This is a genomic window from Streptomyces sp. NPDC001270, from assembly GCF_042896695.1.
Lineage (GTDB): Bacteria > Actinomycetota > Actinomycetes > Streptomycetales > Streptomycetaceae > Streptomyces.
The window spans coordinates 146,986-172,633 of record NZ_JBIAXM010000001.1; the positions used below are offsets into that span (position 1 = coordinate 146,986).

Genomic DNA, 25,648 nt, shown 5'->3' on the forward strand with positions numbered 1-25,648 from the left:
TAAAGAGTTCGCAATGTCCAAATAGGGCTTGTTGTCGGAGGGGGTAATTCCGGCTTAGCGTCCTTTGGGGGACGCGGACGGGGTGGGTCCGGTCCGTGGGGGGACACGTGGGGGGACCCGTGGCCGGCAATGCCGTCAGCATGCCTTTCCGGGCGGACCGTGAGGTGCCCGGCCTGATCGTCAAGTTCGGTGACTACCCCTTGCACCACGGCGGCGTCGGAGCGATCCGCAGCCTGGGCCGACTGGGTGTGCCCATGTACGCGATCACCGAGGACCGCTACACGCCGGCGGCGTCCTCCCGTTATCTGGAGCGCGCGTTCGTCTGGCCGACGAGCGGTGCGGAGGAACCGGGTTACCTGGTGGAGGGTCTGCTGCGGGTCGGCCGGCGCATCGGCCGGCCCACCGTGCTCATCCCCACCGACGAGGAGGCGGCCGTGCTGATCGCCGAGCACCAGGACGTGCTGGCGGACCGGTTCCTCTTCCCGCGGGTCGATCCCCGCCTGCCACGCCGCCTGGCCAGCAAGCAGGGGCTGCACGAACTGTGCGCACAGCACGGCGTGCCCAGTCCGGTGGCGTCCTTTCCTCGGTCGTACGACGAGGTCGTGGAGTTCGCCGAGCGGGCCCGGTTCCCGGTGGTGGCCAAGAACCGCGAGGCGTTCGTACGGCGTCGGCGGCCCGCCGTGCACGGCACCACCAAGATCGCCACCCCTACCGGGCTGCTCACCCTTGCGCGTGACTGGGGCGAGCGGCCCGGTGTCATCCTCCAGGAGTACCTGCCGCGGGAGGAGGCCGAGGACTGGATCGTGCACGCCTGCTTCGCCGCCGACTCGACGCCGCTCGCTCTGTTCACGGGCGTCAAGGTGCGCTCCTGGCCGCCGCACGCGGGTATGACGGCGAACGCGTACGTCGTCGACAATCCGGAACTCGCGGACCTGGCCGCGCGTTTCATCAAACAGATCAGCTTCAGCGGCATCGTCGACCTCGACCTGCGCTACGACCGGCGCGACGGACGGTACAAGCTCCTCGACTTCAACCCCCGCATGGGCGCCCAGTTCCGGCTCTTCGAGAACGGGGCGGGGGTGGACGTCGTACGGGCCATGCACCTGGATCTGACCGGCCGTCCCGTTCCGGAGGGGGAGCAGCGCGCCGGACGCCGGTATGTCGTGGAGAACATCGACCTGCCCGCCCTCATCGCCTACCACCGAAGCGGCTATACGACGCCGCACGCCCCGAACCGGCCGAGCGGGACGGAACTCGCCTGGTTCGCGGGTGACGATCCGCTGCCGTTCCTCACCATGCTCGCGCGGTTCGTGCGGCCGGGCGCGAAGCACCTCTATCAGCTGTGGCGGAGCAACCGCAGCGGCACCGCCACCTCCACCAAGCACAGGAAGCGGACGAAGCACGCGACATAGATGAAGTACGCGAAGCATGTGAAGTACGCGAAGTGTGTGAAGTGCGCGAAGTGTGTGAAGTACATGAAGTAAGCGAAATACACGAAGTAGGCACCACGTCCTGGGGAGGGACTTCGTGATCCGACCGGTAGCAGTCATCGGTGCCGGGCCCTTCGGCCTGTCCACCGCCGCCCACCTCAAGGCGGGCGGCATCCCCGTGCGCGTCTTCGGCGACCCCATGGTGAGCTGGCGCGACCACATGCCCGCCGGGATGCTCCTCAAGTCGACCCCGGCGGCCTCCACCATCGACGCGCCGCGGCGCGGCCACACCCTGGCCGACTACTGCGCCGTGGCGGGCATAGCGCGGCTGGTCGGCGACGAGGACATCGTCCCCGTCGAGACGTTCGTCTCCTACGGCGAGTGGTTCCAGCGGGAGCTGGTGCCCGGCCTGGAGCGGGTCCGGGTCGTCTCGGTGGACCGCCGCCCGGACGGCGGCTTCGAGGTCGAGCTGGACTCGGGCGAGTCGTTCACGGCGCGCGCGGTGGTGGTGGCCACCGGGCTGTCGGGCCTGTCCCATCTGCCCCCGGAGCTGGCCGCCGCTGCGGCGGACGGGCCCGCCCCGACCGGCCCGGTGTCCCACAGCTGCCAGCACCGCGACCTCACCCGGTTCGCCGGCCAGGAGCTGATCGTCGTGGGCGCCGGCCAGTCCGCGCTGGAGACGGCGGCGCTGGCGGCCGAGGCGGGCGCGCGGGTACGGGTGGTCGCGCGGCGCCGCGTCGGCTTCGGCGCCCCGCCGTGGCGTCAGCCGCGGCTGCGCCCCGGGTCACCGTTCGGCCGTGCCTGGTCGCTGTGGGCCCTCAGCCACTACCCGCAGCCCTACCGCTACCTCCCTGCCCGCACCCGGCACTATCTGGTCCGCCGGGTGCTCGGCCCGCTCGGCGCCTGGTGGCTGCGGGACCGCTTCGAGGGCAAGGTACGGGTCGAGGAGATCGACCGTGTCCTGGGTGCGGAAGCCCTCGACGGGGCCCCGGTCCTCACGGTCCGTACCCGTGCCGGTGCCACCGGCCGGCTGATGGCCGACCACGTCATCGCGGCGACCGGCTACCGCGTCGACATAGCCGCGATGGGCTTCCTGGCCCATGGGCTTCGCACCCGGCTCATCGTCAGCCGCGGCACTCCGAAGCTCGGCCCGGGATACGTCTCCTCGGTCCCCGGCCTCTACTTCACCGGCCTGCCCGCCGCGGCCTCCTACGGACCGGTGATGCGCTTCGTGTGCGGCACCGAGTTCGCCTCCCCGCGCCTGACCAGACACCTGGTGGCGGCCCACGGCTGAGACCGGCGCGGCCTCCGCGTCACGGCCGGCACCGGGGGAAGGGGCGCCGAACGTACGGGAGACGGGCGCGAGGGCGCGAAGAAGGGGAGTGGGAAGAGAAGAAGGGGAGTGGGAAGAAGAGACGGACGCTACGGCGCGGCGAGGAGGGGTGGGAAGCGGACGTGAGTCGGAGCGGCGCGCTGTCCGTATTCTCTGATCATGGCCGCTCCTCCCGCATTCTCACTCGTCGCCACCGACCTCGACGGGACGCTCCTGCGTGGTGACGACACCCTCTCCGACCGGTCCCTCGCCGTGCTCGCGCGCGTGGCGCGGGCCGGTGCCCGGCACTTGGTGGTCACCGGGCGCCCCGCGCCACGGGTACGGCCGCTGCTCGACAGACTCGGCGGCGAGGGGCTCGCGGTGTGCGGACAGGGCGCGCAGGTGTACGACGCCGGCGCGGACCGCCTGCTGTGGTCGGTCACCCTGGACCGGGAGTTGGCCGAGACCGCGCTCGGCAAGATCGAGGCCGAGGTGGGGCAGGTGTACGCGGCCGTCGACCAGGACGGGGTGGACGGGCTCACGCTCATCGAACCCGGGTATCTGATGCCGCATCCGACGCTGCCCGCCGTACGCGTCGAGCGGCGCGATGATCTGTGGTGCGCGCCCATCAGCAAGGTTCTGCTGCGGCATCCGGCGCTGTCCGACGACGAGTTGGCGGCGACGGCGCGCTCGGTCGTGGGTTCCCTGGCGAACGTCACGATGTCGGGGCCGGGGACCGTGGAGTTGCAGCCGTGCGGCATCACCAAGGCCACCGGTCTGGCGCTGGCCGCCGAGCACCTGCGGCTGGGCGCCGACCGGGCCGTCGCCTTCGGCGACATGCCGAACGACATCCCGATGTTCCGGTGGGCCGCCTATGGGGTGGCGATGGGGGGAGCACACCCCGAACTCAAGGCGGTGGCCGACGAGATCACGACGTCGAACGAGGACGACGGCGTGGCCGTCGTCCTCGAACGACTGTTTCCGTGAACGCCGCGAACGGTTCTTCAGCGCGGCGGGTCCGTCAGTAGGCGCTGTTGACGTTGTCGATCGAGCCGTAGCGGTGGGCGGCGTAGTTGCAGGCGGCCGTTATGTTGGCGACGGGGTCGTAGATGTCGTTGGACGTGCCCGCGACGTGGTAGGCCCGGAACGTCGGGTCGATCACCTGGAGCAGGCCCTTGGACGGGATGCCCTTGGCCGCGTTGGAGTCCCAGAGGTTGATGGCCCGGGGGTTGCCCGAGGACTCGCGGATGATGTTGCGGTAGATGCCGTTGTAGGTGCCCGGGATCTTGTTGCGCGCCATGACGGCGAGCGACTCGCGGATCCAGCCGTCGAGGTTGTTCTTGTATCCAGCCGTCGTCAGGGCCGTCGTGGTCCCGCTGACGGCCGTCGTGGTCGCGGTGGTGGCCGCGTGGGCGCCGGCGGCGCCGATGAGAGGCAGGGCGAGTACGGCGGCGCCCGTGCCGGCCACCGCGAGGGTGCGAGCGAGGCGGTTGACGCGGTGACGGCGGTACTGAGCGGCAGCAGACATGGTGTTCCTCTCCGGCGCCTGCGAGGTGAGCTGTCGGGTTCGGGCGGGGGAGACGCCCGGCCGGCCGCCACATGGCGACTCGGCTTCACCCCTAGCCGTTCCGGTCGGCTGTGCCGTCCGGTCCGGCGACCTACCTGGGTCCCCCGCTCCTGCCGTGCGAATTTGTGTTCGTCGATGGGTCATGACGGGTGGCGGCAGGATTCGGCGTCCACCCGACTGGCCCGGAAGCTATGCGACCGCACATGCCGGAAACAAGTACCGGATTCATAGCTCATGCCGATTGACTGCGGGATGGTGGGTATGACCGGTAGATCCTTTGCGACTGCCAACGGTCAACTGGGCGACTGCGTACGGCGGGTTGAAAGTGTGGTCCGGGTGTCGACACGCCGCCTCGTGTGACCCAAATCACCCGTCTCGGGCTCGAAGTGCATTAAGCACCAAGAGGAATTGAGGTGCCAATGACGGCAAAACGGTCACTTCACCCCATGGTCCCCGGAATTACCTTTTCTGCGCCCAGTGGAAGGCTGCCTCGGCGCCTGTCGTGCGGATCGCCTTGCCGACGGGGTAGAAGTGGCTTGCGTCACAGGTGAACTCCGGGTGGGCCTGGACCGCGGTGTCCGCGTGGATCCGGTCGGTACGGGCGAAATGGCAGGTCCGAGCGGGCGCGGGCACGGGTCGACGTGCGGCGCGCCCGGTGATCGTGTGCGCCTCCGGCGCGGCCCCGGTCTACGTCGAAGGTCCGAATAGCCCGGAATATCCGTACCGTTCGAGTGTGCGTGTGTGACGGTGTGGCACGGAGTGACTTCCTTGTGCCTTTCCTCCGCTTCTTCTCTGTCTTACTTGGTCTTACTTGCGCCTTTCTTCCGGCTGTTCCGGCGCCGCGAAGCCGATCGGTGCGGTTCAAGGGCCGGGTCTTTACCGGCAGTTCGAGCGGGCTGCCCGCCGGGCCCGTACCGGCAGCCCGCCGCCGACTCCGGGCGCGGCCGGGCCTACGGCCGGCAGGCGGTGGAGACGGCGACGCGGATACGGCGGCCTGCCGGGAGGCAGGGCGGGAGGCCGTGCCCGGTGCCACCAGGCCGCCGTCGTCGCCGACCGGACGGGAGGGGGCGGTGTCCGCGCCGGTGTGCAGCGGTGAGCGCGCCAGGGCCGGGGCACCTGGAGTCCGTACGCGAGGTACATCACCCGGGGACGACCAGGCGGGCTCGCCGACCCGGCGGCCTTGGAGGAAGTGCGGTCTCCTTGAGGAAGTGGACGGCCGGTCCGGGTGGCGGGCCGTGGCCGGGGTACTGGTGCGACCAGGGGCCGATCAGCCCGCGCGCGGACACGGTCGTGGGGCAGGGGCTCGACCAGACGGAGGGGAGTGTCGTGGTACGGGACGTGTCAGCAGCCCACCGCCGGCACCGCTGCTTTGATGGCACCGCGTGCCGCGGCCCCGTCGGTAGGGCCGTACGTTTCGCTGCCGCTGCCGCTGCCGCTGCCGCTGCCGCTGCCGTCTCCGGGCGCGCCGTGGGTCCTGGGCCTGCTGCCCCGGGGCCCGTCGACGACTTGGCATGTCGACCACGTGGCCTGCCAGGACGCACCGGCGTACCGCGGGTCAGGGGGCAGGGCGGCGGTGGCGAGCGCCGAGGCGGACCGGGCGTACGGAACGGTGGCGAGGGCGGAACCTCCGGGGCCGTGCCCTTCGTTGTCGTAGTGGTCGTCGGCACAGCAGAGCGCGACGACCGCCTTGAGCGGCTCTGGCGCGAGGGCCGCGGTCCGGAGGGAGGCGGTGCCGCCCCGGGAGATGCCGAACATGCCCATGTCGCCGTCGCACCACGCTTGCGCGGCCGGCCATCCGACGACCTCCACCCCGTCCCCGTCCCCCGTCTCCCCCGGCTTCTTCGTCTCCTCCGTCTCAGCTGTCTGCGCCGCCGGGCCAGCTCCCGCCGGCACCCCCTCGCTGTCGCCGTACCCGCGCGCGTCGACCCGGACGGACGTATGGCCGTGTCCCGCGTACCAGGAGTGCCGCTGGGAGTCGCGTGGCGCGGTCCGTCGGTGAGCCGGTCCAGGGCGCATTCGCCGAGGTGGGCCGGTATGGATGCGGCCGTCGGTGGGTGCCGCACGCGCGTATGGGTGGGCGCCACGCGCGCGTACAGGAGTGTCCCGTCGGCCAGGGGGATCCGGAGGTCTGTGTGAGCGGTTTCGTGGGGGAACGACGTGCGGATGTGCCTGGGCCAGGTTCCGAGGCATTAGCGGGTCAAAAGATGTCATATCCCGCCAACTCCATAAATATCGGGTTGTATCAACTGATCGGCAACATACCGGCCGTGATCCGGTACCGCCCGGCCTGGGCCGTGGGCGCTATCGGTGATCGAAACCTGACCGGATACGCTGACTTGAGTGATGGCGCCGACCTATCGACACACCGTGTAACGCCAGCAGACACCAGCAGACAGGAGACCCCTCGTGACCGTCGTCGGGCCGTTCGGGCTGAGCGTGCGGGACCAGGCTCTGGAAGCCGATGTCCAGGCCGGATTGGCGGCTGTCGAGGAAGGCTTGCTCGAAGCCACCAAGAGCGAGGTCCCGTTCATCACAGGGGCCGCACAGCACCTGGTGCGGGCGGGCGGCAAACGTTTCCGCCCCCTGCTCGTGATGCTCGCGGCACAGTTCGGCGATCCGTACGCACCCGGGGTCGTACCGTCCGCGGTGGTGGTGGAGCTGACCCATCTGGCGACGCTGTACCACGACGACGTGATGGACGAGGCCGCCGTACGCCGCGGGGTGGACAGCGCGAACACCCGCTGGGGCAACTCGGTCGCGGTCCTGACCGGGGACTTCCTCTTCGCCCGTGCCTCGCAGATCCTCGCCGACCTCGGTCCGGAGGCGGTGCGGGTGCAGGCCGTCGCGTTCGAGAGGCTGGTCACCGGGCAGATCCTGGAGACGGCCGGGCCCACGGACGGCCGGGACCCGGTCGAGCACTACCTGGACGTGCTCAGCGGCAAGACGGGGTCGCTGGTCGCCGTGTCGTGCCGGTTCGGGGCGATGATGTCGGGCGCCGACGAGACGGTCGTGGACATGCTCACCCAGTACGGTGAGCGGCTGGGCGTCGCCTTCCAGCTCGCCGACGACGTACTGGACATCGCGTCGGACTCGCACGAGTCCGGCAAGACCCCGGGCACGGACCTGCGGGAGGGCATCGCCACGCTCCCCGTGCTGCGGCTGCGGGAGCGGGCGGCGCGGCTGGGGCTGCCCGAGGACATCGCGCTGTGCGAGCTGCTGGACTCCGATCTGTCCGACGACGGCCGGCATGCGCAGGCGCTGGCCGCCCTCCGTGCGCACCCGGCGCTTGAGCAGGCCCGGCGGGACACCGTGCGGTATGCGGAGGAGGCCCGGGCGGTGCTCGCCCCGCTGCCGGAGGGCGGCTCCAAGGCGGCCCTGCTGGAGCTGTGCGACGCCGTGGTGCACCGGGCGGGATAGCCCGTGGCACCGGGCGGCGCCGGGAACCCTGGGGGCCGGGCCCCCTGGGGGACGGGCTCCCACCAGGTCGGGACCGCTCCGGCAGGCCGGAACCCCTACGGGACGGGGGGAGGCGTCCGCCCTCCCCGTCATACCGGAGGTGTACAGGGACTTGCCTCTGCGGGTTGACGCATCCGCGCGGCGGATTTGGTCAGATGGAAGCCACGGACATCACCACTCCTCACCGTTTCGGGTGAGAATGGCGGCTCAGGGTGGGAACAGTGCAACAGTGCGAAGAAGGCCGCCGCCGACGACGGAGGTAAGCCACACATGGCACGGTACGAATCCGATTCCGATGACAACTCGGGGGCAGCGGAGACCGGGGCACTGCGCTCCGGCCGGCGCAAGGCCGCTCGCTACGGCGTCCCGGCCGCGGTCGTGGGCGTGACGGCGGCGACCATCGGACTGGTCCCGGCACTCGCCGACTCCGGTGACCCCAGTCTGCCGAAGATCACCGCACAGCAGCTCATAGAGAAGATCGCGAAGTCGGACGTCCAGCAGCTGTCCGGCACGGTGAAGGTCAGCACCGACCTGGGCCTGCCGAACCTGGGCGGTCTGGAGAACAGCCTGGCCTCGGGCGCCGCGCCCTCCGGCTCGGGCTCCTCCGCCGACCCGACGTCCAAGCTCACCGAGCTGGCCTCGGGGACGCACACCCTGCGGGTCGCCGCCGACGGCCCGGACCGGCAGAAGCTGTCCCTGATACAGAGCGCGGCCGAATACAGCCTGATCCACAACGGCAAGGACGTCTGGGGCTACGACAGCAAGTCGAACGAGGTCTACCACGGCACCGTGGGCCAGGACGGGGCGGAGCACAAGGACGAGGCGCCGGCCACGCCCAAGGACTTCGCCGACGAGGCCCTGAAGTCGGTGGACGACACCACGTCGGTGACCGTCGACGGGACCATGCGGGTCGCGGGCCGGGACGCCTACAAGCTGCTCGTCAAGCCGAAGCAGTCCGGCACCACGGTCGGCGCGATCAGCATCGCGGTGGACGCGAAGACCGGCATGCCGCTGAAGTTCACGCTGACCCCGGCGAGCGGCGGCGCGGCGGTCGTCGACGCGGGCTTCACCCAGGTCAGCTTCGCCAAGCCGGCCGCCTCGACCTTCGACTTCACCCCGCCGAAGGGCGCCAAGGTCACCGAGGGCGACAAGTCCCCCCAGGGGGTCAATTCCCCCGACGGCATCAAGTCCGCCGAGGTCCCGGGCGCGAAGTCCGATCACGACCTCGCCAAGGGCTCCGAGGACCACAAGGTCCTCGGCAAGGGCTGGAACTCCATCGCGGTCTTCGACACCGGAGCGCAGGGCGGCGTGCCGTCCGGTTCCGGCGGCGGCGACCTGGGCGGCTTCCTCGGCTCGCTCGGCGACCAGGTCAGCGGCAAGTTCGGCAAGGGCACGGTGTACTCCACCCGCCTGGTCAACGCCCTGATCACGAACGACGGCACGGTGTACGTCGGCGCCGTGACCAAGGACGCCCTGGTGAAGGCGGCGGACTCGGCCCAGTAGCACACTGCGGCACGACGAATCGAGGGAGCCGATGGACGAAGCGTCCGCCACCGGGCGCAGGACGGCGCGGGAGCCGGGAGACGCGGGCCCGAGCGTCATCGACACCCGCGGCCTGACCAAGCGCTACCGCGGCGGACAGCTCGCCGTCGACGGTCTCGACCTGACCGTCCCGGCGGGCAGCGTCTTCGGCTTCCTCGGTCCGAACGGCTCGGGCAAGACCACCACCATCCGCATGCTGATGGGCCTCATCGAGCCCACCTCCGGCACGGCGCGGGTGCTCGGGCGGCCCATGCCCGGCTCGGCGCGCGCCGTGCTGCCGCACGTGGGCGCGCTCATCGAGGGCCCCGCCCTGTACGGCTTCCTCACCGGCCGGGACAACCTCGTACGGTACGACGCCGCCGACCCGACCGCCGACCCGCGCACCCGGAGCGCCCGCGTCGCCGCCGCCCTGGACCGGGTCGGCCTGGCAGCCGCCGCCGGCAAGAAGGCGAGAGCGTACTCGCTGGGCATGAAACAGCGCCTCGGGCTCGCCGCGGCGCTGCTTCAGCCGCGCAGGCTGCTCGTCCTGGACGAGCCGACCAACGGACTCGACCCGCAGGGCATGCGCGAGATCCGCTCGCTGGTCAGGGAGTTGGCCTCCGACGGCACGACCGTCTTCCTCTCCTCCCACCTCCTCGACGAGATCGAGCAGGTGTGCACACACGCGGCGGTGATGGCGCAGGGCCGGCTCATCACCCAGGGCGCGGTGGCCGACCTGGCGGCGGGGGCGCGCGGCAGGCTGGTCGTGACCACGCCGGACACCGGTGACGCCGCCCGGGTGCTGAAGGAGCGGGGCGTGGGTGACGTCGTCGTCACCGAGGACCGGCTGACCGCCGAGCCACCGGAGGGTGAACTCGCCGACCTGAACTCCGCGCTGGTGGCGGCCGGTGTCCGGGTCCGCGGCTTCGGGGTCGAGCGGGCGTCGCTGGAGGACGCCTTCGTGGCACTGACCGGAGAGGGCTTCGATGTCGCAGGCTGACGCGTCACGGGCCGACGCCGGGGTGAGCGGGGCCACGGCGGCGGTGCCGGCGGGCGGGCCCGGTGCCGGGCGCGCCCCGAACCCGCTGTGGACCTTCGGCCTGCTCCGCAGCGAACTGATCACCACCTTCCGGCGCTGGCGCACGCTCGCGCTGCTGGCCGTGCTGGCGGCGGTGCCGATCCTGGTCGGAATCGCGGTCCGGATCGAGACGCGGGGCGGCTCGTCGGTCGGCCAGGGCGGCGGCGAGGGGCCGGCGTTCATCACGCAGATCACCAACAACGGCCTGTTCCTGGTGTTCACCGCGCTGGCGGCCACGCTGCCGTTCTTCCTGCCGATGGCGATCGGGGTCGTCGCGGGAGACGCCATCGCGGGCGAGGCCAACGCGGGCACGCTGCGCTACCTCCTGGTCGCCCCCGCGGGCCGCACCCGCCTGCTGCTCACCAAGTACGCGACGACGATCGCGTTCTGCCTGGTGGCCACGCTGGTGGTGGCCGTCTCGGCGCTGGTCGTCGGGGCACTGCTGTTCCCGCTGGGCGACCTGACGACCATCTCCGGCACGCAGATCAGCTTCGCCGAGGGCCTGGCGCGTGCGCTGCTGATCGCCCTCGTGGTGGCCGCGTCACTGGTCGGTGTCGCCGCCCTCGGCCTGTTCGTCTCCACCCTGACCAACAGCGGGATCGCGGCCATGGCGACCACGGTGGGGCTGGTGATCACCGTGCAGATCCTCGATCAGATACCGCAACTGCACGCGCTCCAGCCGTACTTCTTCTCCCACTACTGGCTGTCCTTCGCCGATCTGATGCGGGAGCCGGTCTACTGGGACGACCTGGTCAAGAACCTGGGGTTGCAGGCGCTGTACGCCGTGGTGTTCGGCTCGGCGGCCTGGGCCCGGTTCACGGCGAAGGACATCACCGCGTAGCGAGTCACCGCCGCGGACCGGGCGGTGGCGGCCGACGGGGCGTCCGTCTCGTATGGTCGCCATGGGGCCCGCCTCGCATGGCTGGCAGGGTGTCCCTCTCGTACGCTCGGCACGGAGTCCGTCTCGTACGGTCGGCAGGGTGTTCCGCTCGCACGGAAGCGGGTGAGCCCGTCCGTGTCCTTGAGCACGGCCGGGCGGGCGCGGGCGGGATGTTCGGTGGCGCCGTCGAGAGGACCGCTGCCCGTCGTCGAGCGCGCCGAAGGTGCTGACATCAGGTCCGTGCGGCGCGTGCACCCTGCGGGGCCGGCGGCCGGGAGTTCCTGGTGCGAGGCTGTGACGTCGCAGTGACGCGGGGGCGGGGCCGAGCAGCGACACTCGATATTACGCATGAGTACAACCCGGATCGTTACGCCGGGGGAGTGAGGGGACCGATGTCTCGACCCAGCCGCGAGCACAAGCGGGAAGCACGGCGCGGCACTGGTCCGGTGGTACCGGTGGACATCCGTGTCTCGGACGCGGGCGAGGCGACGGTCGACGGCGTGCCCCTCGTCGCGCCTCCCGGCCGGGAGATCCAGCACGCCGTCCTGGACCACCTGCACCGGCTCGCCCTCGCGGTCGGCCACCCCGTACAGGCGGCCATTCACGACGCCCGGGTCGGCTACGTCGTCCCCCTCCAGGTGGACACCGACGGCGCCAGCAGCTTCACGGGGGATCCGGCCAAGCTGGCCCGCGGGGACGTCCCTCCGACGTCCCCGCTGCGGCCCGTCTCCGAGTCGGCGCCGCCGGGAGAGCGTGCGCCCGCGTCCGCCCTGCGTCCGGTGCCGGACGTCGTCCCCGGCACCGTCCAGCCACCGACCGGCGTCTTCGGACCGCCCCCCGTCATGCCCGCCGGCCGGCCCGGGCTCGCCAGTCCCCCCGGCTCGACCAGGAACCCCGGCTCCGCCGATCCCGGCGGGTTCACCGATGCCCCCGGGTCCGCCAATCCTCCCGGCTCCGTAAGCCGGCCCGGCTCCCTGAATCCACCCGCCTCCGCAATCCCACCCGCCTCCGTAAACCCGCCTGCTTCCGTGAATCCCCCCGCTTCCGTGAATCCCCCCGGCTCCGTCAAGCCGTCCCGGTCCGCCGGTCCGCTCCGGCCCGCCGAGCCGCGCAAGCTGACCGTGCCGCCCCGGCCCACCGCCCCGCCCCGGTTCGCCGAGCCGGGCCCGGGTCTCGCCGGTGAATCCGCCGGGACCGCCGTGCCGGGTGCCCCCGCCGAGGTGAAGGCCGTCGGCGCCCCGCCCTCCGTTCCCCGGCCGCCCAGGAATCCCCTGCCCCCCGTCACCCACCTCCCCGTCGGGGCCGACTACGACCCCAGGCCCACCCCGGCGCGCGGGTTCGACGCCGTGGCCGAGGCGGTTCTCGCCGACGGGGACGGGAACGCCGGCGAACTGCTCGGGGAGCCGACCGCCCGGATCAACGAGGCCGTCAGGGCGGGGCGGATCGACCAGGCGGCCGAACTGGCGCAGCACACGGTCGAGACGGCCTCCGCCGACCTCGGGCCCGACCACCCCGAAGTGCTCCGGCTGCGCGAACTGACCGCCTACATCGCCTACTTGTCCGGTGACCCGCTGCACGCCTTCCGACTGTCCTTCGACCTGGCCCGGCTCCACCACCGCGCCCACGACCCCGAGGCGGCGTACGGGAACGTGCACAGCGCGGCGACGGCCTGGCGTGCCGTACGCGCCCCCGAGCAGGCCCTACGCCTCGGCCGGGACCTGATCGCGCTGTGGACGGAGCTCGTCGTCGAGGAGGGCCCGGCGGCCGACGAGATCGAGGAACTGGAGTCCGCCCGAGCCCGTATGGTCCGCCTGACCGAGCGGGCGGCGCGAGCGGCCGACTGATACCCCGGCCGGACCTCAGTGGCCTGAAAACCCCAGCCGAATGGCCCGCTGGGACTGGCCGGCGCACCGCCTTCATGGGCGAATTGAGGCGGCCTGCGCCGCGCACAACCGCTCCGGAACCGAGAACGGGACCTTGCCGCGGTGCGGCCCGGTGCGGGTGTCTGCGGCATGTCGGCCATGTATAGCCGTCGCCACTGACAATCCCGGTCGGCCCGAGCCCGTGCCGGTCCGGCGAAGGACCCTGCCTCTAGGCGGGCTGCTGGTCCCGTGCGTCGTAGGCGGAGCGGGCCGCCGCGATCTCCTCCTGGTGGTCCTCGGTCCAGGTCACCAGGGACCGGATGGTGGCGTGCAAGGTTCCGCCGAGCGGGGTCAGCTCGTACTCGACCCGCGGCGGCACCACGGGATGGACGGTGCGCTTCACGAGTCCGTCGCGCTCCAGCTGGCGCAGCGTCACGGTCAGCATGCGCTGGCTGATCCCGTCGATCTCCCGCCGCAGCGCGGTGAAGCGCAGCCGCCGGTTGTCCAGCAGCGCGATGACGAGGAGCGACCACTTGTCGGCGACCCGGTCGAGGATCTGCCGTACCTGGCAGTCCTCCCGGGTGTCCCACTGAAAGGGATCGGCGTCGCCGTAGTCCACGGTGCTCTCGCAGTGACTCGGTGACTTCGAAGTGCCTTCTTCCATACCTCTTGATGCTGCCCCAGGCTGGACCTCGGTTACAAGAGGGAACCGGCCCCCGGCCTCTGAACCGACACCCCTCTCTCTCCCTTTCCCGTCCTCCTCTTCCCTTCCTTCTCCTCGCCTCTGTCCTAGGAGTTCTCATGGGCACCCGTGCCTGGGCCCTGCTGCTCGTGCTGTGCGGAACGATCTTCCTGGAGGGCATCGACATCGCCATGATGGCCGTGGCGATCCCCGCCATCCGCGCCGATCTCGGCCTCGCCACCGACACCGCGGCCTGGGTGATGAGCGCCTATGTCCTCGGGTACGCCGGTTTCACGCTCCTCGGCGGTCGCGCGGCCGACCTGCTGGGCCGCCGCCGGATGTTCCTGGTGTGGCTGATCGTGTTCCTCGTGTTCTCCGGTCTCGGCGGGTTCGCGACCGAAGGCTGGACACTGGTCCTGGCGCGCTTCGTCACCGGTGTCGCGGCGGCGTTCATGACACCGGCCGCGCTGTCCCTCATCACCACCTCGTACGAGGAGGGCCCGCGGCGCGACAAGGCCCTGCTGGTGTTCGCCGGTACGGCCGCGGGTGGCTTCTCGCTCGGCCTGGTCACCGGCGGTCTGCTCACCCAGCTCGGCTGGCGCTGGGTGTTCTTCGCTCCGGTGCTGCTGGCCGGCGCGCTGTTCCTGGCGGCCGTGCGGCTGATCCCGGCGCAGGCCGCCCCGCCGCTCCGGCTGCGCGGCTTCGACCTGCCCGGCGCGGTCACCGCCGCCGCCGCGATGCTGCTCGCCGCCTATACCGTCGTACGCCTGGAACACGGCGCCTCGGGCTGGTCGCTGACCGCGCTGACGGCCCTCGCGGCGGTGCTGGTGGCCGCCGCCTTCGTGGCGATCGAACGCCGCTCGCCGCACCCGCTGGTGCGGCTCGGCATCCTGCGCACCGGCTCGCTCGTGCGCGCCGACCTCGGGGCGCTGCTGTTCGTCGGCGCCTTCTTCGGATTCCAGTTCGTGGTGACCCTCTACCTCCAGGAACTGCGCGGCTGGTCGTCCTTGCAGACGGCGCTCGCGCTCGTCGTCATGGGCTGCGACGCGGTCCTCGCCCCGACCCTCACCCCGAAACTGGTCGCCCGCTTCGGCAACGCCCGCGTGATCGTCGGCGGCTTCGTGCTGGCCGTACTGGCCTACGGGCTGTTCCTGCCGGTCGGCCTGGACTGGCCGTATCCGGCGATGTTCCCCACGCTGATCATCGCCGGCACGGCCTTCGCGCTCGCCTACGGGCCGCTGACGATCGCGGCGACGGACGGGGTGGCCGAGGCGGAGCAGGGCCTCGCGGGCGGTCTGCTGACCACCTCGACCCAGTTCGGCTCGGCGATCGGGATCTCGGCGGTGACCGCGGTCTACGGTCTGGCGGCAGGCTCCGCATCGGGTTCCGGGTCGGGTTCCGGTCCCGAGGCGGATCCGGAGGCGACGCTCTCGGCGTTCCGCACCGCCCTGACCGTGCCCTTCGCCATGGTCCTGCTGGGCGCACTGCTCTCGCTGGCGAGCGTACGGGCGGCGCGGCGGGCGGTGCGCAGGGCGTCCCAGGTCAGCAGCGACAGCGCCAGCCAGACCAGCGCGAACCCGGCCCAGCGCTCGGGTGGCATTTCCTCGTGGAAGTAGAGGATGCCCAGCACGAACTGGAAGACGGGCGCCAGGTACTGCAACAGCCCGAGGGTGGACAGCGGCACGCGTATGGCCGCCGCGCCGAAGCAGACCAAGGGGAGTGCGGTGACCACGCCGGTGGCCGCGAGCAGGGCCGCGTGCCCGGCGCCGTCGGTGGTGAAGGTGGCCTCGCCGTGCGCGGTCAGCCACAGCACATAGCCGAGCGCGGGCAGGAACTGGACGGCGGTCTCGGCGGCGAGCGATTCGACGCCGCCGAGGTTGACCTTCTTCTTCACCAGCCCGTAGGTGGCGAAGGAGAAGGCGAGGCTCAGGGAGATCCACGGCGGGCGGCCGTAGCCGACGGCCAGCACGACCACCGCGGCGAAGCCGACCCCGACCGCCGTCCACTGCGCGGGCCGCAGCCGTTCCTTCAGGATCAGCACGCCCATCGCGATGGTGACCAGGGGATTGATGAAGTACCCGAGGGACGCCTCGACCACGTGCCCGGCGTTCACGGCCCAGATGTACACGCCCCAGTTGACCGTGATCACCGCGGCCGCGACGGTGATCAGCGCGAGCCGCCGCGGCTGGCGCAGCAGCTGCCCCGCCCAGGCCCAGCGCCGTACGACGAGCAGGGCCACGGCGACGACGACCAGGGACCACAGCATCCGGTGGGCGAGGATCTCCATCGCCCCGGCGGGCTTCAGCAGCGGCCAGAACAGCGGGACGAGCCCCCACATCCCGTACGCGGCGAAGCCGTTCAGCAGACCTGTCCGCTGCTCGCCCTTCTTGTCGGCCACCGGCCCTCCTTCTCGTCCGCCGCGGCTTTCCTCGCGCGCGTGTTCGCTGCACGAAGGTAGCGCCGAGGGCCCCCGCCTGTCATGGCCGTATCGCTATACGGTCATGACAGGCGGGGGCGTGTGACGGTGAGGGGGGTGCGGGTGGACGGCGGGTGAGGGCGGTGACGGGTCGTGGGGGTGACCGGGGGAGACCCGGATCTTCCCGGTGGAGGGGGTCAGCCCTTGAGGCCGGCGGCTACGGCCTCCGCCAGCGGGGTGGTCGGCCGGCCGGCCAGGCGGGACAGGTCGCCGGTGGAGATGACCAGCTCGCCCTCGGCGATCGAGGCGTCCACGCCGACCAGGATCGAGGCCAACGGCTCGGGGATGCCGGCGTCCTTCAGGATGCCCAGCTTGGTCTCGCCCGGCACCGAGTTGTAGGCGATCTCCCGGCCGGTCTGCCTGCTCAGCTCGGCCGCGTACTCCGCGAAGCTCCACGCCTCGTCGCCGCCCAGCTCGTACGTCTGGTTCTCGTGGCCCTCGCCGGTGAGCACGGCGACGGCGGCGGCCGCGTAGTCGGCGCGCGAGGCCGAGGACAGCCGGCCCGCACCGGCCGCCGCGACGACGGCGTCGTGCGCCAGCACCGGCGCGAGGTTCTCGGTGTAGACCTCGTGGTACCAGCCGTTGCGCAGCAGCGTGTAGGGCAGACCGGAGGCGAGCAGCACCTGCTCGGTGGCCCGGTGGTCGTCGGCGAGCGCGGCGGTCAGGCTGCCGGGGGCGCTGGTGTAGGCGAGCAGCGCGACACCGGCCGCCTTGGCGGCGTCGATGACGACGGTGTGCTGTCCGACCCGGCCCTTGTCGAACTCGTTGCCGGATATCAGCAGCACCTTGTCGCCCGCGGCGAAGAGGCCGTCGAAGGTCTCCGGCCTGTTGTAGTCGGCCACGGCGAGCTTGACGCCCCGCGCCGCGAAGTCGGCGGCCTTCGCCTCGTCGCGCACGACAGCGGTGACCTGCTCGGCCGGGACCTTCTCCAGCAACTGGTGCACGACAAGGCGGCCGAGGTGTCCGGTGGCTCCGGTGACGACGATGCTCATGATTCAGAACTCCTGGTGGGGTGGGTGTGCCACAAACCCTAGGAGGAGCGCTAACTTCAGGAAAGTACCCACTTTGAAGTAAGGTACAGATGTGCCAGTAAGGACTACCCGGCCAGGACAAACAGTGAGTGCGACGGAGACCGCAGCCCGTGCCGGCGACGAGGCGTTGTGCCCCTACCGCCTCGTCCTCGAACACGTCACCAGCCGCTGGGGCGTCCTGATCCTCATCGAGCTGCTGGACCACCCCCACCGCTTCAGCGAGCTGCGCCGCGCGGTCGGCCGGTACGGCCGCACCGTCAGCGAGAAGATGCTCGCGCAGACCCTGCAGACCCTGGAACGCGACGGAATCGTCCACCGCGACGCCAAGCCGGTGATCCCGCCCCGGGTCGACTACTCCCTCACCCCGCTGGGCCGTGAGGCGGCGGAACAGGTCCGGGCCCTGGCGCTGTGGACCGAGGAACGGATGGAGAAGGTGCGGACGGCCCGGGGGGCGTACGACGCGGCCAAGCGGGCTCTGGACGTGGTCGGGGAGGATTCGGCGGTGTGAGCCGAGCCCGGCCGCGGGTGTGCGACACGCGCGGTCCGGGCGCCTGAGCCGGGCGGGCCGGCGCGCGTGACGCGGGCGGTCCGTTCGCCCGTCACACGCGGTCCGTGCGCGCGACACGCGTGACACGCGCGGCCCGGTCGGCCGACTCGCCCGGCCCCGGTACGGGCACAGGAACGGACGAGGGCCCGGACACGTGTGCGTCCGGGCCCTCGTCCGTGCGCGGCGTCGGCCGGTGCAGGCGTCGGCGTACGTCAGCCGATGACGGTCCAGGTGTCGTTGCCGGTGAGCAGGGCGGCGAGGTCACCCTTGCCCTTCTGCCCCACGGCGGCGTCGAGCTGCCCGGCCATCTGCGTGTCGTACACCGGGCGCTCCACGTTGCGCAGCACCCCGATGGGGGTGTGGTGCAGGGTGTCCGGGTCGGCCAGCCGGGAGAGGGCGAAGGCCGTGGCCGGTGAGGCCGCGTGGGCGTCGTGGACCAGGACGCGGTCCTCGTTGTCGGGCGTCACCGTGACGATCTCCAGGTCGCCGGTGAGCGGATCGCGCACCACGCCCCGGCCGCCGTCCGGGCCGAACCGGACCGGCTGCCCGTGTTCGAGGCGGATCACCGCCTCCTCGGCGCTGCGCTGGTCCTTGAGGTCGTCGAAGGCGCCGTCGTTGAAGATGTTGCAGTTCTGGTAGATCTCCACCAGCGCCGTGCCCGGATGGGCGGCCGCCTCCCGCAGGACCCCGGTGAGGTGCTTGCGGTCGGAGTCGATGGTGCGCGCCACGAACGACGCCTCCGCGCCGAGCGCCAGCGACACCGGGTTGAACGGCGCGTCCAGCGAGCCCATCGGCGTCGACTTGGTGATCTTGCCGACCTCGGACGTCGGCGAGTACTGGCCCTTGGTCAGACCGTAGATCCGGTTGTTGAAGAGGAGGATCTTCAAGTTGACGTTGCGGCGCAGGGCGTGGATGAGGTGGTTGCCGCCGATGGACAGCGCGTCGCCGTCACCCGTCACGACCCAGACCGACAGGTCACGGCGGGAGGCGGCCAGACCGGTCGCGATGGCGGGGGCCCGGCCGTGGATGGAGTGCATGCCGTAGGTGTTCATGTAGTACGGGAAACGGGAGGAGCACCCGATGCCCGACACGAACACGACGTTCTCCCGGGCCAGGCCCAGCTCCGGCATGAAGCCCTGCACGGCCGCCAGGATCGCGTAGTCACCGCACCCCGGGCACCAGCGCACTTCCTGGTCCGACTTGAAGTCCTTCATCGACTGCCGGGCCCCGGCCTTCGGTACGAGCGAGAGCGCCTCGATCGTGCCGGTGCCGCTGGTGGACGTCTCAGCCATCGATGGCCTCCTTCAGCGCCGCGGCGAGCTGTTCCGCCTTGAACGGCATTCCGCTGACCTGGTTGTAGGAGCGGGCGTCGACCAGGTACTTCGCCCGGATCAACAGGGCCAGCTGCCCCAGGTTCATCTCCGGGACCACCACCTTGTCGTAACGCCGCAGCACCTCCCCGAGATTCCCCGGGAACGGGTTGAGATGGCGCAGGTGGGCCTGTGCGACCGGCAGCCCCTTCAGCCGCAGCCGGCGTACCGCCGCGGTGATGGGACCGTAGGTGGAACCCCAGCCGAGGACGAGGAGGCGGGCTCCGTCCGGATCGTCGACCTCGATGTCGGGCACCTCGATGCCGTCGATCTTCGCCTGCCGGGTGCGGACCATGAAGTCGTGGTTGGCCGGGTCGTAGGAGATGTTCCCCGTCCCGTCCTGCTTCTCGATGCCGCCGATGCGGTGCTCAAGGCCCGGCGTGCCCGGGACGGCCCACGGACGGGCCAGGGTCTCGGGGTCGCGCTTGTAGGGCCAGAACACCTCGGTGCCGTCGTCCAGGGTGTGGTTGGGGCCCTGCGCGAACCGCACCCGCAGATCCGGCAGCTCGTCGATGCCGGGGATCCGCCACGGTTCGGAGCCGTTGGCCAGATAGCCGTCGGACAGCAGCAGCACCGGCGTCCGGTACGTCAGCGCGATCCGGGCCGCCTCCAGCGCCGCGTCGAAGCAGTCCGCCGGCGTGTACGGCGCGACGATCGGCACCGGGGCCTCGCCGTTGCGGCCGAACATCGCCTGTAGCAGGTCGGCCTGCTCGGTCTTGGTCGGCAGCCCCGTCGAGGGCCCGCCGCGCTGGATGTCGATCACCAGCAGCGGCAGCTCCAGCGACACCGCGAGACCGATCGTCTCCGACTTCAGCGCCACACCCGGACCGGACGTCGTGGTCACCGCAAGCGAACCGCCGAAGGCCGCGCCCAGCGCGGCGCCGATGCCGGCGATCTCGTCCTCGGCCTGGAAGGTCCGTACGCCGAAGTTCTTGTGCTTGGACAGCTCGTGCAGGATGTCCGAGGCCGGCGTGATCGGGTACGAGCCGAGGAACAGCGGCAGCTCCGCCTGGCGGGAGGCGCTGATCAGGCCGTAGGCCAGGGCCAGGTTCCCGGAGATGTTGCGGTAGGTGCCGACCGGGAAGGCTTTCGCCGCCGGGGCTACCTCGTAGGAGACCGCGAAGTCCTCGGTGGTCTCGCCGAAGTTCCAGCCCGCGCGGAAAGCGGTCAGGTTCGCCTCGGCGATCTCCGGCTTCTTCGCGAACTTGGTCCGCAGGAATCTCTCCGTGCCCTCGGTCGGCCGGTGGTACATCCACGACAGCAGGCCCAGCGCGAACATGTTCTTGCTGCGCTCGGCCTCCTTGCGGCTGAGGTCGAAGTCCTTGAGCGCCTCCACCGTCAGCGTGGTCAGCGGCACCGGATGCAGCCCGTAGCCGTCCAGCGAGCCGTCCTCCAGCGGGCTGGTCGCGTAGCCGACCTTCTGCATCGCCCGTTTGGTGAACTCGTCCGTGTTGACGATGATCTCCGCGCCGCGCGGCAGGTCGGCGATGTTGGCCTTCAGCGCCGCCGGGTTCATCGCCACCAGGACGTTCGGCGCGTCGCCCGGTGTGAGGATGTCGTGGTCGGCGAAGTGGAGCTGGAAGGACGAGACACCGGGCAGGGTTCCTGCGGGGGCGCGGATCTCCGCCGGGAAGTTCGGCAGCGTCGACAGGTCGTTGCCGAACGACGCCGTCTCCGACGTGAAACGGTCTCCTGTGAGCTGCATACCGTCACCCGAGTCCCCCGCGAACCGGATGACCACCCGGTCGAGACGCCGGACGTCCTTGGTACCGCCCGGTTTGCGCTGCTCTCCTACGACGGTTCCGTCGGACTGCTCCGCTGGGCTGCTGACCTGGCTGGTCACTGAAGTGGACCTCCTTCGAGGCGGCTGTCCGGGCATGGTCGTCCCCCGGACCTTCCCAGGATCAACCCTACGTCGCTTAGGGTCGCCTTCCCGCGGCCATTCGCATGATGGCCGGCATTCCGGAACGGCCCGTCACCCTGACTTCTCACCATTTCGCCCCCCGGGCTCCGCTGCGTGGCTCCCCGCTCGTTCCTCGGTTCTCATTTCCCGTTCTCGGGCACCGCCATCCCGCGTGCCGGGCGGGCGTGACCATTGCCACGCCCGCCGTCGCGGTCCCACGACCGGACCGTCAGGAGTTCAGATAGGTCAGAACGGCCAGCACGCGCCGGTGGTCCCCCTCGCTCTGCGACAGGCCCAGCTTCAGGAAGATGTTGCTGACGTGCTTCTCCACGGCCCCGTCGCTGACCACCAGCTGCTTGGCGATCGCCGAGTTGGTCCGCCCCTCCGCCATCAGCCCCAGGACCTCACGCTCCCGCGGGGTCAGCCCCGCGAGCACGTCCTGCTTGCGGCTGCGTCCGAGCAACTGGGCGACGACCTCCGGGTCCAGGGCCGTACCGCCCTGAGCCACCCGCACCACCGCGTCGACGAACTCCCGCACCTCGGCGACCCGGTCCTTGAGCAGGTAGCCGACGCCGCGGCTGGATCCGGCCAGCAGTTCGGTGGCGTAGCGCTCCTCCACGTACTGCGACAGCACCAGCACCCCGAGGTCCGGATGCGCCTTGCGCAGCCGTACGGCGGCCCGCACCCCCTCGTCCGTGTGGGTCGGCGGCATCCGTACGTCGGCGACGACCACGTCCGGCAGCGCGCCCTGCGCGTTCAGGTCGGCGATGGTCTTGAGCAGTGCCTCCGCGTCCCCGACACCGCCCACCACGTCGTGCCCGCGGTCGGTCAGCAACCGGGTCAGGCCCTCCCTGAGCAGCACTGAATCCTCGGCTATGACGACCCGCACTCTGTCCTCCACGATCTTCCGGCCCCCCACAGCCTGAACTTCCGACGGTCTTTGTCCGTACGGAAATCCAGCATCCCAGCATTCCCGGCGCATCGCGCCCGGACCCCGGGACGAGTCTTCGAAGGCAGGCCCCGGGAGGGGAGACCGCGGCCTGGCGGACCGGGTTGCCCGCGGTTCCTCATTCAACACGCGGATCGGCCGCCGGGTCGGCGCGGGCTGCGGATGTAGGGGGCGGCTGGGGGCGGTCCCGGAGGCCGGCAGGGGGTGCTCCGGGAGTCGACAGGGGGCGGTCTGGCGGTCTTGCGGTGAGCGGGCGGGTTCCGGCCGGGTGGGCCGATCCGCCCGGCCCCCGTAGGTGGACAGGGGCCGCCCGCGGCCGAGGGACGGGTCCGGCGGCCGAGGGGCGGGTCCGGCGGCCGAGGGGCGGGTCCGGCGGCCGGCCGGGGTCAGCCTCGCCAGGGCAGTTCCGCCGTCACCCGGGTCGGTCCGCCGGGCGGCGAGTCCACCACCAGGATTCCGTCCACCGCGTCCAGGCGCTCCGCCAGCCCGGCCAGACCCGAACCCCCGGTCACCCCGGCGCCGCCCACCCCGTCGTCCACCACCTGGAGCATCAGCCGGTCGTCCGTCCGCCACACGTCCACCGACGCCGAGGTCGCCCGCGAGTGCTTGCTGATGTTCTGCAACAGCTCCGAGACCGTGAAGTAGGCGATGCCCTCGATCGCGGGGGCGGGGCGGTGCGTCAGGTCGACCTCGACCCGCACCGGCACGGTGCAGCGGGAGGCCACCGCGGAGAGCGCGGCGTCCAGGCCGCGGTCGGTCAGGACGGCGGGATGGATGCCGCGGGCCAGGTCGCGCAGCTCCTGGAGCGCCGTCTTCACCTCGCCGTGCGCCTCCGCCACCATCCGCGCCGCCGAGTGCGGGTCCTCGGCCAGCTTTTCCTTGGCCAGCCCCAGATCCATGGCCAGCGACACCAGCCGGGCCTGCGCCCCGTCGTGCAGGTCCCGCTCGATCCGTCGCAGGTCCGCCGCCGCCGTGTCGACCACCACGCCCCGGTCCGACTCCAGCTCCACCACCCGCGCCGACAGCCGCGACGGCCCGAGCAGCCCGTACACCAGCAGCCGGTCCACCATCGTCAGTGCCCGCACGATCCACGGCGTGGCCAGCGTGAACAGCAGCCCGACCAGCGCCGTGACGGTGATCTCGAAGGGGTTGTCGAGGTAGATCCCGTGGTGGGCGTCGCCGTACAGCTGGATACCGCTCTGGCCGGCGTACATCGGGAAGACCCAGAACCACAGTGGATACGTCAGCAGCGACCAGCCGATGGACCAGAAGGTCACCCCGACGACGAAGGAGAACACCGCCCACGGGAAGTGCAGCAGCGCGTACAGCACGTGCCGCCACGACGCGCCGCTCTTCAGCACCGCGCCGACCCAGGCCATGACGCCCGGCTTGCGCATCCGCAGCGGTTCCGGCTCGGCCACCTCAAGACCGAGCAGGCCACGGGCCCGCGCCCGCTCCAGCATGCCCAGACCGCGGCACCCCGCCAGCGCCGCCGCCAGGACCGGCACGCCGAGGAACGTCACCAGCAGACCCGCCCCGAGCGACAGCATGGTCACCGTGAACACGAACATCAGGATGCTGATCGGCAGGCTCAGCAGCACGTAGCCGAACTCGCGCCAGCTGCGTGCCTCGAACGGCGCGCGCAGGGCGGCCGGCAGCCGGTGCCGGCGCTCGCCGTCGTAGTCGTACCGGTGCCCGTACCCCGGCCCGTACCCCTGTCCGTACTGCGTGGCCATCGGCGTCGTCCTGTTCTCCTCGTCAGCGGCCTTCTGCCGTATCACCACCGTCCTCCGCCGCAGGTCCGCGGACCATGGAGGTCGTCGGCGTCTTGGACGGGGGGTTTTCCCCACCCCGGTGGGGGATTTCGAGCCCGGCCGGGGAATCCCGGCGCGGTCACTGAGTCCGACGGCCGGCCGCCCTCGGTGGGGCGGATTGCGGTGGCGGGTCAGGGGCGTGGGGCGGAGCCAACCGTCGTGGGGCGGGGCCAGCGGTTGTGGTGCGGGGCCGGCCGTTGTGGTGGCGGTCAGGGGTTGTGGTGCGGGGCCGGCCGTTGTGGTGGCGGTCAGGGGTTGTGGTGTGGGATCGGCCGATGTGGTGCGGGGCCAGGGGTTGTGGTGCCGGGTCAGCCGTCGTGGTGCGGGGCCAGGGGCAGTGGTGCCGGGCAAGGGGTCGTGGTGCCAGGGTCAAGGGGTCTCCGCCCGGTCCCGCCAGGGGAGTTCGGCGGTGATCGTGGTCGGGCCGCCGACCGGGGAATCGACGACGAACAGCCCGTCCACCGCGCCGAGCCGCTCCGCCAGCCCGCGCATCCCGCTGCCGGCGTCCAGCCGTGCCCCGCCCCGGCCGTCGTCCCACACCTGGATGAGCAGCCGGTCCGCGGACCGCCAGACCTCGACGGACGCGGTCCGCGCACCACTGTGCTTGCTGATGTTCTGCAACAGTTCCGAGACCGTGAAGTAGGCGATGCCCTCGATCGCGGCGGCCGGCCGTGACTCCAGATCGGCGGTCACCTTCACCGGCACCGTGCAGCGGGAGGCCACCGACGACAGCGCGGCGTCCAGACCGCGGTCGGTCAGGACCGCGGGATGGATGCCCCGGGCCAGGTCGCGCAACTCCTGCAACGCGAGTTTCACCTCGCCGTGCGCCTCCTCGACCATCGCCGCCGCCGAATCGGGGTCCTCCAGCAGTTTCTCCTTCGCCAGGCCGAGCCCCATCGCCAGATTGACCAGCCGGGCCTGTGCCCCGTCGTGCAGGTCACGCTCGATCCGCCGCAGGTCCGCCGCCGCGGTGTCCACCACGATCCCGCGGTCGGACTCCAGTTCCGCGATACGGCGCTCCAATTCGTCGGAGGGCGACAGCAGGCCGCGCACCATCACCCGGTCCACGTTCGTCAGGCCCCGCGCGATGAACGGCAGCACCGGCCAGAGCACGAACAGCGACGGCAGCGTGATGGCGAAGGTCAGGATGCCCCAGGGCAGCCGGATCACGTCGTAGAGCAGGGTGCGCCAGCCCACCGGGTCCTTCAGCGCCGACCACATCCGTTGCAGCAGCCCGTCGCCGACGCCGCGCGGCAACCGGCTCGGCTCGTCGACCTGCACCCCGAGCAGCGCCCGGGCACGGCCCCGCTCCAGCTTCCCCAGCACCCGCGCACCGAGCAGGGTGGCGGCGAGCAGCGGGAAACCGATCACGGTGATGGTCAGCCCACCACTGGTGACGAGTGCCACGGTCGCGTAGGTGAAGCCGAGCAGCGCCACCGGCAGGTTCACCAGGAGATGCGCGATCTCCTTCCAGGTCTGCGCGGTGTAGGCGAAGCGGGCCGGCGGCGGACGGTCGTCACCGTCGGCCGGGGCCGTCTCGGCGGAGGAGAGGCGAGCGGTCATACGGGCAAGCGTGCCGTGCGCCGCGCTCCGACGCCATGAGGTCCGCCGCCGCGGGGCCGGGGGGAAAACCCCACCTCCTCCTCGTACCGGCGGGACGGGACGCATCTCATGCCGGTGGGCGAGACGAACCTCTTGCCGGTGGGGCGGGATGGATCTCATGCCGGTGGGGCGGGACGGACGGAGTCCGAGACAGTCTGCTTACCGCTT

The 25,648-nt window shown here is 71.4% G+C and carries 20 protein-coding genes, 1 pseudogene and 1 riboswitch; of the genes and pseudogenes, 10 read left to right on the plus strand and 11 right to left on the minus strand.

The annotated features are described in order from the left end of the window. Nucleotides 1–140: 140 nt before the first annotated feature. From ACFY2B_RS00685 to ACFY2B_RS00695, 3 genes are all read left to right on the plus strand, one after another. Entirely contained in the window at nt 141–1,412 is a 1,272-nt protein-coding gene (locus ACFY2B_RS00685) for an ATP-grasp domain-containing protein (protein ID WP_390760983.1), read from the plus strand. 115 nt (nt 1,413–1,527) lie between these two features. Continuing rightward, a complete protein-coding gene (locus tag ACFY2B_RS00690) occupies nt 1,528–2,724 on the plus strand; it encodes an NAD(P)-binding domain-containing protein (protein WP_390760984.1) in 1,197 nt (398 codons plus the stop codon). Nucleotides 2,725–2,922: 198 nt separating this feature from the next. Further along, the gene (locus ACFY2B_RS00695; RefSeq protein ID WP_390760985.1) at nt 2,923–3,729 is read left to right on the plus strand and encodes an HAD family hydrolase; all 807 of its coding nucleotides are present in this window, start codon (nt 2,923–2,925) and stop codon (nt 3,727–3,729) included. Between the two features lie 34 nt (nt 3,730–3,763). Here the strand turns inward: ACFY2B_RS00695 and ACFY2B_RS00700 are convergent, their stop codons facing one another. The 3 genes from ACFY2B_RS00700 to ACFY2B_RS00710 form a co-directional block, all read right to left on the minus strand. Next, nucleotides 3,764–4,270 carry a transglycosylase SLT domain-containing protein gene (locus ACFY2B_RS00700; RefSeq protein WP_390760986.1) on the minus strand — a complete coding sequence of 169 codons (507 nt, stop codon included), beginning with the start codon at nt 4,268–4,270 and terminating at the stop codon, nt 3,764–3,766. A gap of 2 nt (nt 4,271–4,272) precedes the next feature. Next, nucleotides 4,273–4,454, minus strand: a riboswitch (cyclic di-AMP (ydaO/yuaA leader). A gap of 314 nt (nt 4,455–4,768) precedes the next feature. Continuing rightward, the gene (locus tag ACFY2B_RS00705; RefSeq protein ID WP_390760987.1) at nt 4,769–4,942 is read right to left on the minus strand and encodes a hypothetical protein; all 174 of its coding nucleotides are present in this window, start codon (nt 4,940–4,942) and stop codon (nt 4,769–4,771) included. 708 nt (nt 4,943–5,650) lie between these two features. Beyond that, nucleotides 5,651–6,325 (minus strand): CocE/NonD family hydrolase, encoded by a 675-nt coding sequence (locus ACFY2B_RS00710; RefSeq protein ID WP_390760988.1) that lies wholly within the window; start codon nt 6,323–6,325, stop codon nt 5,651–5,653. Between the two features lie 390 nt (nt 6,326–6,715). Between ACFY2B_RS00710 and ACFY2B_RS00715 the strand changes: the two genes are divergently transcribed. The 5 genes from ACFY2B_RS00715 to ACFY2B_RS00735 all read left to right on the plus strand — a co-directional run bounded on the left by ACFY2B_RS00715 (nt 6,716) and on the right by ACFY2B_RS00735 (nt 13,088). Beyond that, nucleotides 6,716–7,726: a polyprenyl synthetase family protein gene (locus tag ACFY2B_RS00715; RefSeq protein WP_390760989.1), complete on the plus strand. Its 1,011-nt coding sequence runs from the start codon at nt 6,716–6,718 to the stop codon at nt 7,724–7,726. A 309-nt stretch (nt 7,727–8,035) separates the two neighbouring features. Then, nucleotides 8,036–9,268 (plus strand): outer membrane lipoprotein carrier protein LolA, encoded by a 1,233-nt coding sequence (locus tag ACFY2B_RS00720; RefSeq protein WP_390760990.1) that lies wholly within the window; start codon nt 8,036–8,038, stop codon nt 9,266–9,268. 31 nt (nt 9,269–9,299) lie between these two features. After that, nucleotides 9,300–10,286 carry an ABC transporter ATP-binding protein gene (locus tag ACFY2B_RS00725; protein ID WP_390760991.1) on the plus strand — a complete coding sequence of 329 codons (987 nt, stop codon included), beginning with the start codon at nt 9,300–9,302 and terminating at the stop codon, nt 10,284–10,286. Then, nucleotides 10,273–11,205: an ABC transporter permease subunit gene (locus tag ACFY2B_RS00730; RefSeq protein ID WP_390760992.1), complete on the plus strand. Its 933-nt coding sequence runs from the start codon at nt 10,273–10,275 to the stop codon at nt 11,203–11,205. The genes ACFY2B_RS00725 and ACFY2B_RS00730 overlap by 14 nt, the downstream gene beginning before the upstream one ends. 431 nt (nt 11,206–11,636) lie before the next feature. Continuing rightward, entirely contained in the window at nt 11,637–13,088 is a 1,452-nt protein-coding gene (locus tag ACFY2B_RS00735; protein ID WP_390760993.1) for a tetratricopeptide repeat protein, read from the plus strand. A gap of 247 nt (nt 13,089–13,335) precedes the next feature. Here the strand turns inward: ACFY2B_RS00735 and ACFY2B_RS00740 are convergent, their stop codons facing one another. Beyond that, entirely contained in the window at nt 13,336–13,770 is a 435-nt protein-coding gene (locus ACFY2B_RS00740; protein ID WP_376529885.1) for a winged helix-turn-helix transcriptional regulator, read from the minus strand. 212 nt (nt 13,771–13,982) lie between these two features. On the opposite strand from ACFY2B_RS00740, the pseudogene ACFY2B_RS00745 reads away from it, so the two are divergent. Then, a pseudogene (locus ACFY2B_RS00745) lies at nt 13,983–15,062 on the plus strand (MFS transporter); the annotation flags it as partial. Nucleotides 15,063–15,142: 80 nt separating this feature from the next. Here ACFY2B_RS00745 and rarD read toward each other — a convergent pair. Both rarD and ACFY2B_RS00755 read right to left on the minus strand, forming a co-directional pair. After that, entirely contained in the window at nt 15,143–16,126 is a 984-nt protein-coding gene (rarD, locus tag ACFY2B_RS00750; protein WP_390761504.1) for an EamA family transporter RarD, read from the minus strand. A gap of 275 nt (nt 16,127–16,401) precedes the next feature. After that, on the minus strand, nt 16,402–17,256 hold the full coding sequence (locus ACFY2B_RS00755) for an NAD(P)H-binding protein (RefSeq protein WP_390760994.1): 855 nt from the start codon (nt 17,254–17,256) through the stop codon (nt 16,402–16,404). A gap of 124 nt (nt 17,257–17,380) precedes the next feature. On the opposite strand from ACFY2B_RS00755, the gene ACFY2B_RS00760 reads away from it, so the two are divergent. Further along, complete coding sequence (locus tag ACFY2B_RS00760; protein ID WP_390760995.1) at nt 17,381–17,803, plus strand: winged helix-turn-helix transcriptional regulator; 423 nt, start codon at nt 17,381–17,383, stop codon at nt 17,801–17,803. Between the two features lie 251 nt (nt 17,804–18,054). On the opposite strand, the gene ACFY2B_RS00765 is transcribed toward ACFY2B_RS00760, so the two are convergent. From ACFY2B_RS00765 to ACFY2B_RS00785, 5 genes are all read right to left on the minus strand, one after another. Beyond that, nucleotides 18,055–19,134 carry a 2-oxoacid:ferredoxin oxidoreductase subunit beta gene (locus tag ACFY2B_RS00765; protein ID WP_390760996.1) on the minus strand — a complete coding sequence of 360 codons (1,080 nt, stop codon included), beginning with the start codon at nt 19,132–19,134 and terminating at the stop codon, nt 18,055–18,057. Then, on the minus strand, nt 19,127–21,055 hold the full coding sequence (locus ACFY2B_RS00770; protein ID WP_390760997.1) for a 2-oxoacid:acceptor oxidoreductase subunit alpha: 1,929 nt from the start codon (nt 21,053–21,055) through the stop codon (nt 19,127–19,129). Before ACFY2B_RS00770 ends, ACFY2B_RS00765 begins: the two co-directional genes overlap by 8 nt. A 289-nt stretch (nt 21,056–21,344) precedes the next feature. Next, nucleotides 21,345–22,004, minus strand: a complete 660-nt coding sequence (locus ACFY2B_RS00775; RefSeq protein ID WP_390761505.1) for a LuxR C-terminal-related transcriptional regulator — start codon at nt 22,002–22,004, stop codon at nt 21,345–21,347. Nucleotides 22,005–22,450: 446 nt separating this feature from the next. Next, on the minus strand, nt 22,451–23,800 hold the full coding sequence (locus tag ACFY2B_RS00780) for a sensor histidine kinase (protein ID WP_390761506.1): 1,350 nt from the start codon (nt 23,798–23,800) through the stop codon (nt 22,451–22,453). 447 nt (nt 23,801–24,247) lie between these two features. Further along, the gene (locus ACFY2B_RS00785; RefSeq protein ID WP_390760998.1) at nt 24,248–25,441 is read right to left on the minus strand and encodes a sensor histidine kinase; all 1,194 of its coding nucleotides are present in this window, start codon (nt 25,439–25,441) and stop codon (nt 24,248–24,250) included. Nucleotides 25,442–25,648: the final 207 nt, after the last annotated feature.